A 15,517-nucleotide genomic window follows, 5' to 3' on the forward strand; every position below is an offset into this window, starting at 1 on the left:
CCGGGCGCCGAGTGATCACGCAGCGGGCAGCAGCTCCGGCCAGGGGAACCGGAACGTCGAGTACAGCACCACGCCGATCGTGAGCAGCGGTGTGACCAGGTGCCGCTCCACCGCGCCGTCGGTGTCGAAGCCCACGTTCTGCCCGAAGCGGTAGCCCCAGACGGGCCACAGCAGCGGCACACCCATTCGGGTGGCGATGTCCCCGAGGAAGTGCAGCAGGCAGCCGAACGCGACGGCCAGGCCGATCCACGAGTAGTCCACCCCGTTGATGAACAGCGCGAGCGTGAGGCCCGCGGTGACCAGCGCGTTGATGATGCCCGAGGCCGCCCGGTTCTTCTCCATCCCGAACCCGAGGCCGTTGAACGCGATACCGATCAGCAGGAACACGAACACCTGCACGGCGAGGTCCGACCACAGGACGAGGCCGTGCACGAGGATGCCCATCAGCGCCGCGAACAACAGGGAGTGGGTGCCGTTGCGGTGCCCGCCGAACAGCCAGTTGAAGATGGCGCTGAGGGCCTTGGTGACCACCCCGTACGTCTGGGTGATGGTGGCGCTCTTGTGGTCGAGGTCGGGGACGAGCGCGGCGCCCGCGCAGACGAGCGCGCCCGCGACGATCTCTCCCGGGCCCAGGTCGAAGCGGACTCCCAGGAACTGTTCGCCATCGACCAGGGGAACGATCGCCATCCAGCCGACCACGCCGCTCAGCGCGTGAGAGTGCCCCATCATGAGCGGAACCGTAGCGGCTCGCGGCATTGCTGGCGAATCGGCCGCCCTGCGGAGGTGGCGCGCGCGGACGCGGTTGCCGCCCGTGCGCGGTTCCGGTCCGTTACACCATGCCACCCCGCAGCGCAGGTGCGCACGCCGTGCGGCATTTTCCCAGGGACACGCCGGAAAAGGGGGAGTTCGTCCGAGAACGCGATCGCCCGATCCCCGCTGTGCGGCACGAGTCGCACACGACCTGTGACACGGATGATGTCGATCGTTGACCCCTTTCCGGGCACGCTGGTAAATAACCTTCAACGGCGGTGACGCTACCGTCCCCTTCGATGCACAGGGCTGCACACCATGGTCACTAAGCACGCGCCTTCTGGTTCCCGTCGCCGACCAACACGCACCCCGGGGCGGCGCCTCGGCCGCCATCTCCGCGGACTGGCCGCCACAGGCGCCGCGACCGTGCTCGTGCTGGCGGCCATGCCGCCCGCCGCCGCGGACGGGTCATCCGAGGAGAACACGCTCACCATCGCGGTATCGCAGCAGGTCGACTCGTTCAGCCCGTTCCTCGCGCAACTGCTGCTCACCACCAGCATCCACCGGCTGACCTACGACTACCTCACCAACTACGACCCCGAGACCAACGAGCCCATCGAGGGGTTGGCGGAGTCCTGGGAGCCCTCCGACGACGGCCGCACCTGGACGTTCGACATCCGCGACGACGCGCAGTGGAGCGACGGCGAACCGGTCACGGCCGAGGACGTCGCCTGGACCTACACCACGATGATGGAGGACGACGCGGCGGCCACCGCCCAGGGCAATTTCGTGGAGAACTTCGAGGAGGTCACCGCGCCCGACGAGAACACGGTCGAGATCACCCTGGACGAGCCGCAGGCGACCATGCTCGCCCTGGACATCCCGATCGTTCCCAAGCACGTCTGGGAGAACGTCGACGACTTCGCGGAGTTCAACAACGACCAGTTCCCGATCGTGGGCAGCGGTCCGTTCGTCCTGACCGACCACAAGCCGAACCGCTCGATCACGTTGGAGGCCAACCCGGACTACTGGCGCGGGGCTCCCGGGTTCGACCGGATCGTCTTCCGCTACTACGACGACCAGGACGCCGCGGTCGAGGCGCTGCGCTCGGGCGAGGTCTCGTTCGTCGAGGGGCTCACGCCCACCCAGGCCGACGATCTCGACGGCGAGGAGAACGTCACCGTCAACAACGCCGACGGCAAGCGGTTCGAGGGGTTCACCATCAACCCCGGCGCCGAGACCCAGGACGGTGAGGAGTTCGGCGACGGGCACCCGGCACTGGAGGACAAGACGCTGCGCCAGGCCATCATGGCCGCCATCGACAAGGACGAGATCGTCAACAAGGTCTACGGCGGCTACGCCGAAGCCGCCGAGGGCTACATCCCGTCGCGCTACGACGACTACACCTGGGCTCCCGAGGGCGACGACCGGATCGACTTCGACCCGGACGACGCCAACGACATGCTCGACAAGGCCGGCTACGAGATTGGCGACGACGGCGTGCGCGAGTCCCCCGACGGCGACCGGCTCGAACTGCGCATGCACGTACACAACGACGACCCGGCCCGGGTGGACATCGGACGGCTGCTGGAGGAGCGGCTGGCCGAGATCGGGATCGAGATCGACAACCAGACCGTGGACCCCGGGGTGCTCAGCGACGCGCTGTACGCCGGCGAGTACGACCTGATCTTCACCGGCTGGACCGTCAACCCCGACCCGGACGCCGTACTCGGCATCCACACGTGCGACGCGCTGCCCACCGAACCCGGCACCATGCGGGGCGACGCCTACTTCTGCAACGAGGAGTACGACAAGCTCTACGAGCAGCAGCTCGCCGAGTTCGACGACCCCGAGCAGCGCGCCGAGTACGTCAAGGAGATGCAGGCCATCCTGTACGACGAGGCCGTGGTCAACGTGCTCACCTACCCGAACGCGATCGAGGCGTACCGCTCCGACCAGATCGCCGACATCCAGGTGCAGCCCGACCCCGGGGGCAACATCTTCGGCCAGGACGGCTACTGGAGCTGGTGGTCGGCGGAGCCGGCCGCGGCGGACGACACCGGCCCGGTGACCAGCCTGCCCGCGTGGGCGATCGCCGCGGTTGCGGGCGCCGCCGTGCTGGTGCTCGCCGGGGCCGGTGTCCTGGTCGCCGTCCTCGTGCGCAGGCGGGCGGCGACGGTCGGGGATCGAGAGTGAGTACGTGACGCAGACCGCCACCGCCGCTGGGCGAACCGATCCCGGCCGAGCCCGCAGGATCCGGATACTCCGTTACGTGGGTGGACGACTGCTCACGGCGGTGGTGTCGCTGGTCGCCGTGCTGGTCACCAGCTTCTTCCTCTTCCGGATCCTGCCGGGCGACCCGGTGCGCGCGATGACCACCGGGCGCGAGGTCACCGTGGAGCAGAAGGCGGAGCTGCGCCGCCAGTTCGGTCTGGACCAGCCGCTGTGGCAGCAGTTCCTCGACTACTGCGCCGGGCTTCTCCGGTTCGACTTCGGAGTCTCCTACCAGTTCCGGGTCCCGGTCTCCGAGCTCATCGCCGGCGCGATCGGCCCCACCGTGCTGCTCGCGGGCACCGGGACGTTGATCGCCGCGTTGCTCGGGGTGACCCTGGGCATCCGCTCGGGATGGCGCCCGGGGTCGGTGGGCGACCGCGCCAACACCGCCGTGGCACTGTTCCTGTTCTCGGTGCCGTCGTTCTGGCTGGGCCTGCTGCTCATCGTCGTGCTGGCCTCCGGTGTGGGCTGGCTGCCCGGGCTGTTCCCGACGGGCGGCATGGTGACCCCCGGTGTCGACGGCGCTTTCGCCGTCACCCTGGACGTCGTGCACCACCTGGTGCTGCCCGTGGCCACGATGGTCGCCGTGGTCTACGCGCAGTACCTGATGATCATGCGTTCCTCCATGCTCGACGAGGCCGGTTCCGACTACCTCACCACGGCCCGCGCCAAGGGGTTGCGCGACGCCCTCGTACTGCGCCGCCACGCGGCCCCCAACGCCCTGTTGCCCACGGTGACCCTGATCTTCCTCAACCTGGGCCGGGTGGTCAGCGGTGTCATCCTGATCGAGACCGTGTTCTCCTGGCCCGGGCTCGGCTCGCTGTTCTATGAAGGACTGCGGGTGCCCGACCTCCCACTCGTCCAGGCCCTGTTCGTCTTCTTCGCGAGCGCGGTGATCATCATGAACCTCCTCGCTGACCTGGTGTACCCCCTGCTGGACCCGCGGGTGCGGACATGAGCGGGCAGCGGCCGGTCCCCGAAGGCGTCCCCGCCTCCGCCCGCGCGCTGGCCTGGGAGCGCCGCCGCCGCGCCTTCGCCGGGTTCTGCCGGCAGTACGCCCGCAACCGGGCCGGGCTGTGGGGCCTGGGCGGGCTACTGCTGATCGGGGCGATCGCCCTGAGCGCTCCGCTGTTCATAGACCAGGCCGGGCTCAGCCTCACCGACGCCCCCGGCGGGCGCTTCCAACCGCCCAGCGCCGAGTACCCGCTCGGCACCGACGCCTTCGGGCGTTCCGTGCTCGAACTGGTGGTGTGGGGCGCGCGGATCTCGCTCGCGGTCGGGTTCCTGGCCACGTTCGTGTCGGTCGCCCTGGGCACCCTGATCGGCATCGTCGCCGGACACTTCGGCGGAGTGGGCGCGAACATCCTCATGCGCGTCACCGACTGGTTCATGGTGCTCCCGGCGCTCGTGATGGCCATCGCGCTCGCCGCGGTGCTGAGCCGAAGCACGCTGACCATCATCATCGCGATCGGCGTCACCGCCTGGCCCGTTACCGCCCGGTTGGTCCGGGCGCAGACGCTCGCGGTCGAGGCGCGCCCGTTCATCGAGCGGGCGCGGGCGCTCGGCGGCGGCCACGGGCACGTCATGACGCGGCACGTGCTGCCGAACGTGATGCCGGTCGTGCTGGCGCAGACCACGCTGCTGGTCGCGGAGGCCATCATCATGGAGTCGACACTGGCCTTCCTCGGGCTCGGCGACCCCGGCACGATCTCGTGGGGCGGGATCCTGCAGGACGCCCGCAACGCCGGCGCGGTCAGCTCCGGGATCTGGTGGTACATGATTCCGCCGGGCCTGGCCATCGCGCTGGTCGCGCTGTCCTTCACGTTGTGCGGGCGCGCGCTCGAAGGTGTGCTCAACCCGAGGCTGCGGGAGCGGCGGTGAACTACCTGGAAGTCGACGACCTGCATGTCAGTTACCGCACGGGCAAGGGCGAGGTCCCGGCAGTACGCGGGGTGGCCTTCGGCCTGGCTCCGGGGCGCAAGCTCGGGGTGGCCGGCGAGTCCGGGTGCGGCAAGTCCACGGTGGCGCTCGCGCTACTGCGGCTGCTGCCGAAATCGGCCAGGATCCAGGGGCGGGTCCTGCTCGACGGCGAGGACGTGCTCACCATGCGGTGGGGCCGGCTGCGCGCGGTGCGCTGGGCGGGTGCGTCGATCGTCTTCCAGGGGGCGATGCACTCGCTGAACGCCGTCCGCCGCGTCGGCGACCAGATCGCCGAGCCCATCCGGCTGCACGGGAGTGCCCCGCCGGACCGGGTCTCCCAGCGGGTTGGCGAGCTGCTGGACCAGGTCGGCCTGCCACCGTGGCGCGCGCGGGCCTACCCGCACGAGCTGTCCGGCGGGCAGCGCCAGCGCGTGATGATCGCCATGGCACTGGCCTGCGAGCCGCGACTGGTGATCGCCGACGAACCGACGACCGCGCTCGACGTCATGATCCAGGCGCAGATCCTGCGGCTCATCGACCGGCTCGTGGCCGAGCACGGGATCAGCATGATGATGATCAGCCACGACCTGTCGGTGCTCGCCGAGACCTGCGACCGCCTCGCGGTGATGTACGCGGGACGGGTCGTCGAGGAGGGGCCCGCCAGCGCGGTCTACGACGACCCGCGCCACCCCTATGCCGCGGCCCTCAGCGCGGCCTTCCCGAGGATCGGCGACCCCGCGTCGCGCCGCGCCCCGCACGGCCTCGCGGGCGACCCGCCCGACCCGGCCGACCTGCCGGAGGGGTGCTCGTTCCGGCCGCGCTGCGCGGTCGCCGAGCACCGCTGCTCGGCGGTCGACCCCGTGCTGTGGCCGGTGGCCGGCGGCAACGAGGGCGGCGCCGGGAGGTCGGCGGCATGTGTGCGGGTCCTCGGCGACAACGCACCAGAGAACGCGGACACCGTAGGCGCCGAGGCGGAACCGCCGGGCTCCGACGATGTCCTCCCGACCCAGGAAAGCGGGGCGCAGCCATGACCGCGCACGCCGACCAGCCGCCGGCCGCGCGCCCGGCCGCGGGCACGCCGGTGCTCAGCGCACAGGGGCTGCACGTGGCGTTCACCGGACGCGGGACCCGGGCCTCGGCCCGCGCTGTCGACGGCGTCGATCTCGACGTGTACCCGGGGGAGATCGTCGCCCTGGTCGGTGAGTCCGGGTGCGGCAAGTCCACGCTCGCCCGCGCCCTCCTCGGCCTGGAGCGGCCGAGTGCGGGCCGGGTGGTGTTCGAGGGCGAGCCGCTGCGCTACGCGATGCGCGCGCTTCGCGCGTACCGGCGGCGGGTGCAACTGGTGCTGCAGGACCCCACCGGGGCGCTGAACCCCAAGCACACGGTCTACGACGCGGTGGCCGAGGGGATCCGGGTGCACGAGGGGCACACGCCCGACGAGCGCGACCGGGTGTCCCGGGCGCTGTCGCGCTGCGGGTTGCGCCCGCCCGAACGCTTCTTCCTGAGCTACCCGCACGAGCTGTCCGGCGGGCAGCGCCAGCGCGTCGTGATCGCGGGCGCGCTGGTGCTCGAACCCCAGGCCATCATCGCCGACGAGCCGGTGGCGTCGCTGGACGCCTCGGTCCGCGGGGAGATCCTGCGTCTGCTGCTCCAGCTCCGATCCGAGCTCGGGTTGTCCGCGCTGGTGGTGACGCACGACCTGGGCCTGGCGTGGAACATCGCCGACCGGGTGGCCGTGATGTACCTGGGGCGGGTCGTGGAGGCCGGCACCGTCGAGGACGTGCTCACCGCGCCGCGGCACCCCTACACGCAGGCGCTGCTGTCGGTGCTGCCCGAGAGCGGCGCGACCTCGCCGGTCGTCCTCGCTGGCGAGCCTCCGGACCCCACCCGCATCCCCGGCGGGTGCCGGTTCCACGCCCGGTGCCAGGTGCTGGCCTCGGGACAGGCGGACGGGGTGGCCGAGCGCTGCCGCGGCGAGGACCCCGGCGTCCTCGACGGCGGTACCGCGGCCCAGGTGGCCTGCCACTGGGCGAACGCCAGCACTCTGTAGCGCGGCCGCCCGCCGCGTTGGTCGTCGGGTGGACGGCCCGGCGCACCGCCGGGCCGTCCACCCGACGAGTGGGCTTGTGCCCGCACCGTCGTGTCCGGCCCGCCCCCTGCCGTCCGAGCGGCGAGCCAGTCGACACACATCAACATATCCTGATATTAATGTCCTCACTGGTCGTTGGAGCGAAGGGGAGCAGACGATGGACCCGAACCCAGCACTGCCCGGGCTGCTCTCCGACGACGCGGTCCTGGACCGGATCGCCCAGCGCACCGCCGCCCGGTTCACCGGGGTCTTCTCCGAGCAGACCGTCCACCGGCACGTGCGCGACGCCTATCGGGCCCTGACCCGGACCGCGCACGTCACGACGCACCTGGCGGTGGTCACCGAGCGGTTCGCCACCGAGCAGCTCACCGCGGTTGCCCAGGTCCAGGGCCGGCTGCCCAAGCCCCGCTACGAGGTGCTGTTCGTGTGCGACCACAACGCGGGGCGGTCCCAGATAGCGGCGGCCCTGCTCCGGCACCTGGCCGGCGAGCTGGTCAACGTCCGCTCCGCGGGGTCCGCCCCGGCCGGCGGGTTCGACCCGACCGTGGCCCGGGCCGTCCAGGAGCTCGGGGCGGACCTCGACGAGGACTACCCCAAGCCGCTCACCGACGCCGTTGTCCAGGCTGCGGACGTGGTCGTCACCATGGGCTGCGGGGACGCCTGCCCGGTCTACCCCGGCAAGCGCTACCTCGACTGGAACGTCTCGGACCCCCTCGGACGCTCACTGAACGAGGTCCGCGCCATCCGCAACGCCATCGACGTCCGGGTCCGCAAACTGGCCGCCGAGCTGCGCGCGGACTAGGCCGCGAGTCAGAAGGCCACGCCGCGCCACAGTGCCCGGACGCCGGTGCGGTCCTCCTCTTGGACGCTTTCGGGGGTGTCCCAGATCCGCACCGGTGTGGAGTCGGGTGTGACCGCGGTCCACCCCGGCTCGCCGGTGGCGGCGAAGTCCGCCCACGCGCGGACCATCCGGCGGGACAGTTCCCGCTGTTCCCCCGACGGGGACCCGTCCAGGAAGAGCTTCCCCGACGGGCTGTCGAAGGTGCCGAACACGAACGGCAGATCCAGCGCGTGGCAGGAGCGCAGGGTGCCCTCCATCGCCGGGCTCTCCCAGGCGAAACGCGACAGGTGCGCCCGGCCGCCCGCGCGGGCGTGCTCCTCGGCGATCCGCGTGGTGTACTCGGTGAACATGCCGTCACTGACGATCGCCTGGAAGAGGGCGGTTACGGGGGCGTCGGGGACCAGCTCGCGGTAGCCCTCGACGGAACCGGCCGGCAGGCCGAACGCCGCGGCGGCGTGCTCCAGCCCTTCCTCGTCGCTGACCACGGGAACGGTGCCGAGAGCGGTGAACAGCCGCCACTCGTGCATCGTGTGGCAGACCATCAGGTCGACGTCGCGGGTGGCGCCCGCGGCGATCGCGTGCAAAGGGGCGCCCGGCAGCACCTCGCCGTCGATAACCGGCACGTAGGGCATGGTGGCGTAGTGGCGGAAGCCGGCAGTGGGGTCCTGCCGGAACTGCGCGCCGAGTTTCACGGTCGCCTCGATGAGCACTTCGGGCGGGATCGCGGCGAGGGCCTCGCGGGTGAGCGGCACACCGGTCATCGCGCTGATCCGCTCCGAGACCTCACCGGCGGACTCCGGGGAGATGAAGTCGTGGGGCACGCTGTAGGCGATGGCGCGCCGGAACAGCCCGTGCGCGGCCGGCATGGTGAGTAGCGAGACCACCGAGCCCGCGCCCGCGGACTGCCCGGCGACGGTGACGTTCTCCGGGTCGCCGCCGAACGCCGCGATGTTCTCGCGCACCCATTCCAGGGCGGCGACCTGGTCGAGCAGCCCTCTGTTGTCGGGGCAGCCGGGGACATGGCCGAAGCCCTCGAACCCCACGCGGTAGTTCATGGAGACCACGACGAGACCCGCACGGGCGAGCTCGGTCGCCTCGTAGAGCGGGTCGGACGAGGCTCCGAACTGGTACGCCCCACCGTGGATCCACACCAGAACGGGGCGCGGTTCCGGGCGCCGCTTCGGCGCCCACACGTTCACGGTAAGGATGTCCGCGCCGTCCTGCGGCGACCAGGGCGGGGTGCCGGGCAGCGACGGTGCCTGCGGCGATATCGGGCCGAACCGGCTGGCGTCGCGCACGCCGTCCCAGGCCGCGGGAGCGGCCGGTGCCCGGAACCGGGCGTCCTCAATGGGCGGCGCAGCGTAGGGGATCCCCCGGTAGACCGTGACACCGCCATCGGCGGCAACGCCCCGAACAGCACCTCCACTGGTGCTTACTGTGCGGTCCATACGCAATCCACTCCCCGACATATCGCAGCCCCGGGCACGCCCGGGGCACTGTGGCAGCATATCCGGTCATACACCGAAAATGCCGCGCACCCGGCAGCGGCCCGGGAACGCGGAGAAGGGATCGTCGCGGAATCCGAGGGGGTGGGCGCGCTGACCAATCGGAGCGTCACGGGGTGATCGCGGACCGCCTCGCCGGGCCGGACCGCCCGGCGGCGGGTGCTCCGGTCCCTGGAAGGTCCCGCGCGGTCACCGGGCCGTATAGGGGCCCGTGGGGCGGTCGTGGTAGCCCTTGGCTCCGATCGTCCGGGCCAACGGGCTGCGCGGGTCCTCGCCGGCGTCGACCCGGTCCAGGATGTGCCGGAAGCCGTAGCGCGGGGTCCAGCCGAGATCGGCGCGGGCCCGGTCGTTGACGTAGACGCGGTCGAGGCTGGGGAACATCGACCATCCGGCGCGGGCGTAGATGTCCTTCTGGTCGGGGAACAGCCGGGCGAGCACCGATGGCGCGTCGTTCCGCAGTTCGGGGAGGTCCTCGCGGGTGAACGGGGTGGTCGCGCTGATGATGTACCGGCCGAAACCGAGCTCCGGAGCGCGGCGCAGCGCGGCGCGGTGGGCGTCGGCGGCGTCCTGGATGTCGACCCGGCGGTACAGGAACTCGTTGGCCTTGATATTGCCGTCGGCGTAGGTCGCGCGCACGTCGTCGCGGTCGTCGCCCTCAGGGAAGAAGCGCGAGACGCGCAGGACCACCACGGGTAGGCCGTGGTCGCGGTGGAGGAGTTCGCACAGGTCCTCCGCCGCGACCTTCGTGGCGCCGTAGACGTTGCGAGGGAGAGGGGCGACGTCCTCGGTCACCCACGCGGCCGGCTCGCCCGGGCCCGGCGTGAGGGCGCGCCCGAATGCGCTCGTGGTGCTGCTGAACACGAAGCTGGCCACGCCGGCCGCGGCGGCCTCCTCCAGCAGGGTCAGGGTGCCCGTGATGTTGGTGTCGACGAACGCCTGCCGGTCGTGCGTGCCGACGTGCGGCTTGTGCAGGGTGGCGGTGTGCAGCACACCGGTCACCCCGGCCAAGCAGCGGCGGACCAGAGCGCGGTCGGTCACCGAACCCGTGACCGTGGTGCAGGGAGAGTCGAGGATGTCGAGCCCCACGACGTCGTAGCCGTCGGCTCGAAGCTCGCGCACCAGAGCCTCTCCGAGATGCCCCGCGCTTCCGGTCACCAAGATGCGTTCGCCTGTCACAGCCACGCAATGTATGGCACGCGCGGAGCGCGCGGCAATTTCGCGGCCGTGGTCCGCCTCCGCTCAGCTGTGGCGAGTGCCACTCGTCCGGGGCGGCCAGCCGCGCTCCGTTGGGGCGGTGGCGGCGGACCGGATCCACGCCTGGGTGTCCCGCCCGTCCGGGTCGCCGCGCATGGCGGCGAGCCCGTGGTCGACCTCATCCAGCCACCTCGCCACCGCCGAGATTGTGCGCCGCATTATGTTCCGCATCGTGATCCCCCTGGACATTCGGTATCTATACCGGTTTGTTTACCTGGTGCCCAATGCTAGGTATACCGTTCGGTTTAGTCAAGGTGTGGCCGCAGCACGGTCCGGTCGGCTTCGGCGTGGCCACCTCCGGCCGCGCGCCGCAGGCCGGCCAGGGGGCACGTAACGCGCGGCTGCGTGCGATGACCAGCGACGCCGGCCCTTATGCCAGGCTAGGGGCCGTGCGCGCGTGCTGGTGGAGCCACCTGGCGGGCGGAGAGCGCCGGCGCGACACGACGAAGAGGTGTCCGGGATTCGGTGGAACCGCGCATTCGGCGGGCTTGGCGGCATACGATGTCCGCACCAGTCTTCCCCCAAGAACGTGAAGGGGTCTCCCGGATGAGCGCTACCGGCGACACTTCCCACTCCGGAAACCAGCCTGACGAGAACCCCACGCTGCCTCCCGAGATCGATCTCACGGTCCCGGCCACCGCCCGTGTCTACGACGCGCTTCTCGGTGGCAAGGACAACTTCCAGATCGACCGCGACGCGGCTGTCCTCTTCGCGGAGCAGATTCCCGAGGCGTACGAGGCCGGGTGGGACAACCGGAACGCCCTGATCCGCGGGGTGCAGTACATGGCCCGTGCGGCCGGGATCGACCAGTTCCTCGACGTCGGCAGCGGGTTGCCGACCGAGCGCAACACGCACGAGGCCGCCCAGGAGATCAACCCGAACGCCCGGGTGGTCTACGTCGACAACGACCCGATCGTGCTGGCGCACGGCCGCGCCCTGCTGGCGACCAACGACACGACCACTGTCGTCACCGCGGACCTGTACGACCCGAAGAGCATCCTGAACCACCCCGACACGCAACGGATGCTCGACTTCAACCGGCCGATCGGGCTGATGATCGTCGGGATGATCATGCTCTTCCGGGACGATGAGGGGCCCAACGACCTGATTGCCGAGCTTGTCGACGCGCTGCCGGCGGGAAGCTGCCTGTTCATCACCACCTGGCCCGACACCGGCGACCCGGCCCAGGAGGCGCTGGAGCGGGGGTGCGTGGCCGCTCTCGGCAAAGGCTGGATCCGCCCCGTTGAGCAGTTGCACGAGCACTTCGTCGGGCTGGATCTCGTCCCGCCGGGCCTGCAGTACCTGGCGCAGTGGTACCCCGAGGACCCCGACGCGCCCGTGCGTCCGTTCGAGGAGCTGAAGTCCTACGAGCGCACCCAGATGGCGGGAATCGGTTTCAAGCGGTAACGCCGGCTGCCGCGGCCCGCGGCAGCCGGCGCCGGGCGATTCCCGCGGACCGGGATCCGTTAGTCTCAGCAGCACAGGCGAATCGGTTGGCCACCCGCGCCACGGCCAGCGAGCCGCGGGTGGCCACCCGCGCGGCGAGTACGACGGGGTGGCGATGTCCTCCTTGACGGCAGAGCGATCGGGGCGCGGTGGCCTCCGCGGAGCGGCCGTGCCGTCGGCTCCGGAACCACCGTCGCCGATCGGGCGGCGCAGGGGAGCCGCGGCGGCCCGCATCGGCGTGGTCGCCGCGGCCGGCCTCGTGCTGGCCGGGTGCTACGGCGATGTGCCGGAGGATGCCGGCGCGGAAGCCAGTGACGGTTCCAGCGAGCACGCCGACCAGCGCTACCCGGATGTCCGCGAGGTGGAGGTCGAGGAAGGATCGGGCGGCACGGTCGACCTCGCGGTCACCATCAGCTCGCCCTACGACACCCCCGAGCGCTACGCCGACGGCTGGCGGGTCAAGGGGCCCGATGACACCGTCTACGGCGAGCACGAGCTCGCGCACGACCACCAGAACGAGCAGCCGTTCACCCGGACGCAGTCCGGCGTGCGGATTCCCGACGGCGTCGACGAGGTCGTGGTCGAGGGACGCGACTCCGAACACGGCTACGGCGGCGCTACAGAGACAGTGGAGGTTCCCTAGACGCGGCGCCGCGGGGCGAATCTCCCGCGTGCCATGGGAAGGAGACCGTGGTGAGCCCGGAGGTCGCGAGTGGGTGGTCGTTGCTGCTGCGCGGGGCCGTCATCCTGGTGGCGATCGTGGTGGTGCTTGGCGGGCTCCTGTGGGGCTTCCAGCGGCGGATCATCTACCTGCCCGACGACGCTTCCGTCCCACCGGCCGGGGAGCGGATCGAGGGGGCGCGGGACCTCACGCTGCGGACAGCGGACGGCGTCGAGCTGGGCGCCTGGTTCGTCCCGGCGCGGGGCGACGACCGGGAGATCGCGGTGCTGGTCGCCAACGGCAACTCGGGCAACCGCGCATCGCGGGCGCCCCTTGCCACCGCGCTCGCCAACGAGGGGTTCGCCGTCCTGCTCTTCGACTACCGCGGGTACGGAGCGAACCCCGGAAGCCCGAGCGAGGAAGGACTGTCCCGGGACGCCCGTGCCGCCCGGGCCGCGCTCGACACGGAGCTGGGCTTCCCACCCGAGCGGACCATCTACTTCGGTGAGAGCATCGGAACCGGCGTCGTGGCCGGGCTGGCCACCGACCACCCGCCGGCGGGGCTCGTGCTGCGGTCGCCCTTCACCGACCTGGCGAGCGCCGGGCGGCACCACTACCCGTTCGTGCCGCTGCGCCTCCTGCTGTGGGACCAGTACCCAGTGGCCGACCAGGTCCGGGACATGTCGGTGCCCACCACGGTGATCTACGGCGACAGCGACACGATCATCCCGCCGGCGGAGAGCCGCGAGGTCGCCGCGGTGGCCGGCGAGCTGTTCGAGGAGGTCGTGATCAGCGGAGCCGACCACAACGACGCCCAGATGTTCAACGGCCCGGAGGTGGTCTCCGCGGTGGCGCGCCTGGGCGACCACGTGCGTTGAGCGTGCGGAGCAGTAGCGGTGATCGTGGGAAGAGTGTTCCTACGAACGCGAGTGGGGTTTCGTGGGTGTGCCAACCGCATGTGCGAGGCTCGGCAACGGCGGCGAGGAGCCGGATGGTTGGGGGTGGTGGTGATCAGTGCGGTGGCGGTGGGTGCGCGCGCAACGGAGGCGGCGATGGCGCCAGATGGGCCAGCCCGCGGTGGTCGCTCCGGGTGCCCGGTGGTGGCGCCCCGACGAGGGCGGCGAAGGCCCGCCGGCCCGGTGGGAGTCGCCCCTGTGCGGGCGCCGGTGCTCCCGCCCGGCGGCGGGGCGCTCGCCGAGGGTGACCGTGGGGACATTCTCGGCGCTGAATATGTCCGCACGGTCACCCTCGGTGCGGACCCCGCATCCACACCTGACCGGTGTGCCGTGTTTCGCCCGAAGTCTGGTGCCGCGGCCACGACCGATGGGGCCCGGCCGCGGGCCAGGCCCCCGGTCGTCGGGCGCGCCACCCTCGGGCACCCGTTGCGACCATCGAGGGCCGGCCCATCCACCGTCCTCGCCGCCCTCGTCGGACGCCGCACCACGTGCCCACCGCGGCGATGGGCACCAAACCGGGCGCCTTCCCACCCCACCACCCCACAACACCGAAACTCCACGCTCTCGGGAAGGAACGAAATCCGCAAGATCACCGCACAGTCTCCCCGTCAGGGCAGGCTGGGGACGTGGTCCGTCAGCCAAGCGAACATGCCCGGGTCCTCCCCCATCTCGGGGTGCCACTGCACCCCGACCACGCCGGGAACGTCCTCGTACTCGATCGCCTCGACGACCCCGTCGTGGGCCCAGGCGGTGGCGACGACACCGGTGCCGAGCTCCGCCAGCCCCTGGTGGTGGTAGGTGGGCACGTCCAGTTCCGCGCGGCCGAGGATCTCGGCGGTGCGGGTATGCGGGGCGACGGTGACCGGGTGGCTGTCGAAGACCCCGGTCCGCTGCCGGTGCCGGCTCGACCCCACGATGTCGGGCAGGTGCTGCGCGAGCGTGCCGCCGCGGACGATGTTGAGGAGCTGCATGCCGCGGCAGATACCCAGCACCGGGATACCGAGGTCGAGCGCCGCGGTGAGCAGGTCGATCTCGGCTGTGTCGCGCTCGGGCCGCACGCCCGCCGTACGCGGGGCGGTGGGGCAGCCGTAGCGCCCGGGATCGATGTCCCCGCCGCCAGCCAGGACCAGCGCGTCCAGCCGGGGCACGGCCGCGGCGGTCCCCTGGACCGGTGGCAGCAGCACCGGCGCCGCGCCCGTGGCGGCCACCGACTCCACATAGGCCCATGGGAGCAACGCGGCGGGCAGGTCCCACGCCTCGCCCCACCGCGCCCGTTCGTTGTAGACCGAGACACCGACAACCGGTCGCGTCATGTTCTCCTCTCCCGTTACGGGAATGACCGGGAGCCCGTCGCGGCAGGGCTCCCGGGCCGCGGACCGCCGACTCTAGGGCATGGGCGCCAGTCCCAGGTCGCGTAGCTCCCACAGCTCTCGCGCGGCCTTGACCAGCGCCGAGACCGTGCGGCCGTCGGCCACGCCGTGCGCGGGTATGCCGGCCGCCTGTTGGAACGCCACCAGCGCGGCACGGCGATCCGCCGCCGATGCCGCCGGGTCCAGGTGGCCCACCTCGGTGAGCAGGAGATGAACCTGGTCCGGCTCGGCCTCAGGGAGGACCAGCTCGGCGGCGAACAGGGCGCCGAGCACGCCGCGGGCGACGTACATGGCGCGCCGCAACCCGGACCATGAGTGATGGTCGAGCGTGGTCTGGTTTCCGGCCGGGCGCGCTCCCCAAGTGCCGCGGTGCGGTGCCGAGATCGTCACCATCGTGTTCCCCCCTTGCCTACGAGCCCCGTCCTCTCCATTCGAGTATGCGAGGAACGCA

Annotated in this window: 15 protein-coding genes; 9 read left to right on the forward strand and 6 right to left on the reverse strand. The window is 71.4% G+C overall.

What is annotated here, in order from left to right; translation table 11 throughout:
- Window positions 1–15: 15 nt before the first annotated feature.
- Complete coding sequence (locus F4561_RS07705; RefSeq protein ID WP_184576142.1) at window positions 16–729, reverse strand: metal-dependent hydrolase; 714 nt, start codon at window positions 727–729, stop codon at window positions 16–18.
- A gap of 339 nt (window positions 730–1,068) precedes the next feature.
- Here F4561_RS07705 and F4561_RS07710 point away from each other — a divergent pair, with 339 nt between their 5' ends.
- The 6 genes from F4561_RS07710 (at window position 1,069) to F4561_RS07735 (ending at window position 7,835) form a co-directional block, all read left to right on the forward strand.
- Window positions 1,069–2,946: an ABC transporter substrate-binding protein gene (locus tag F4561_RS07710; protein WP_184576144.1), complete on the forward strand. Its 1,878-nt coding sequence runs from the start codon at window positions 1,069–1,071 to the stop codon at window positions 2,944–2,946.
- 4 nt (window positions 2,947–2,950) lie between these two features.
- Window positions 2,951–3,982, forward strand: coding sequence for an ABC transporter permease (locus tag F4561_RS07715; RefSeq protein ID WP_312885181.1), 1,032 nt, complete (start codon window positions 2,951–2,953; stop codon window positions 3,980–3,982).
- On the forward strand, window positions 3,979–4,905 hold the full coding sequence (locus F4561_RS07720; protein ID WP_184576146.1) for an ABC transporter permease: 927 nt from the start codon (window positions 3,979–3,981) through the stop codon (window positions 4,903–4,905). Before F4561_RS07715 ends, F4561_RS07720 begins: the two co-directional genes overlap by 4 nt.
- Window positions 4,902–5,975, forward strand: a complete 1,074-nt coding sequence (locus F4561_RS07725; RefSeq protein WP_184576148.1) for an ABC transporter ATP-binding protein — start codon at window positions 4,902–4,904, stop codon at window positions 5,973–5,975. Before F4561_RS07720 ends, F4561_RS07725 begins: the two co-directional genes overlap by 4 nt.
- A complete protein-coding gene (locus tag F4561_RS07730; protein ID WP_184576150.1) occupies window positions 5,972–6,994 on the forward strand; it encodes an ABC transporter ATP-binding protein in 1,023 nt (340 codons plus the stop codon). Before F4561_RS07725 ends, F4561_RS07730 begins: the two co-directional genes overlap by 4 nt.
- A 196-nt stretch (window positions 6,995–7,190) precedes the next feature.
- Complete coding sequence (locus F4561_RS07735) at window positions 7,191–7,835, forward strand: arsenate-mycothiol transferase ArsC (protein WP_184576152.1); 645 nt, start codon at window positions 7,191–7,193, stop codon at window positions 7,833–7,835.
- An 8-nt stretch (window positions 7,836–7,843) separates the two neighbouring features.
- On the opposite strand, the gene F4561_RS07740 is transcribed toward F4561_RS07735, so the two are convergent.
- From F4561_RS07740 to F4561_RS07750, 3 genes are all read right to left on the reverse strand, one after another.
- Window positions 7,844–9,322, reverse strand: coding sequence for a carboxylesterase/lipase family protein (locus F4561_RS07740; protein ID WP_246437161.1), 1,479 nt, complete (start codon window positions 9,320–9,322; stop codon window positions 7,844–7,846).
- A 246-nt stretch (window positions 9,323–9,568) separates the two neighbouring features.
- Entirely contained in the window at window positions 9,569–10,555 is a 987-nt protein-coding gene (locus F4561_RS07745; protein ID WP_184576156.1) for an NAD-dependent epimerase/dehydratase family protein, read from the reverse strand.
- 63 nt (window positions 10,556–10,618) lie between these two features.
- Window positions 10,619–10,771: a hypothetical protein gene (locus F4561_RS07750; RefSeq protein WP_184576158.1), complete on the reverse strand. Its 153-nt coding sequence runs from the start codon at window positions 10,769–10,771 to the stop codon at window positions 10,619–10,621.
- Between the two features lie 408 nt (window positions 10,772–11,179).
- Between F4561_RS07750 and F4561_RS07755 the strand changes: the two genes are divergently transcribed.
- From F4561_RS07755 to F4561_RS07765, 3 genes are all read left to right on the forward strand, one after another.
- The gene (locus tag F4561_RS07755; RefSeq protein ID WP_184576159.1) at window positions 11,180–12,040 is read left to right on the forward strand and encodes an SAM-dependent methyltransferase; all 861 of its coding nucleotides are present in this window, start codon (window positions 11,180–11,182) and stop codon (window positions 12,038–12,040) included.
- Window positions 12,041–12,248: 208 nt separating this feature from the next.
- Entirely contained in the window at window positions 12,249–12,722 is a 474-nt protein-coding gene (locus F4561_RS07760; RefSeq protein ID WP_221445401.1) for a hypothetical protein, read from the forward strand.
- A 50-nt stretch (window positions 12,723–12,772) separates the two neighbouring features.
- Window positions 12,773–13,618: an alpha/beta hydrolase gene (locus F4561_RS07765; protein WP_312885182.1), complete on the forward strand. Its 846-nt coding sequence runs from the start codon at window positions 12,773–12,775 to the stop codon at window positions 13,616–13,618.
- A gap of 686 nt (window positions 13,619–14,304) precedes the next feature.
- Here the strand turns inward: F4561_RS07765 and F4561_RS07770 are convergent.
- Window positions 14,305–15,009 carry a gamma-glutamyl-gamma-aminobutyrate hydrolase family protein gene (locus F4561_RS07770; protein ID WP_184576161.1) on the reverse strand — a complete coding sequence of 235 codons (705 nt, stop codon included), beginning with the start codon at window positions 15,007–15,009 and terminating at the stop codon, window positions 14,305–14,307.
- Between the two features lie 72 nt (window positions 15,010–15,081).
- Window positions 15,082–15,459, reverse strand: a complete 378-nt coding sequence (locus tag F4561_RS07775) for a hypothetical protein (protein WP_184576163.1) — start codon at window positions 15,457–15,459, stop codon at window positions 15,082–15,084.
- Between the last annotated feature and the right edge of the window lie 58 nt (window positions 15,460–15,517).

This window comes from Lipingzhangella halophila (assembly GCF_014203805.1).
Taxonomy (GTDB): domain Bacteria; phylum Actinomycetota; class Actinomycetes; order Streptosporangiales; family Streptosporangiaceae; genus Lipingzhangella; species Lipingzhangella halophila.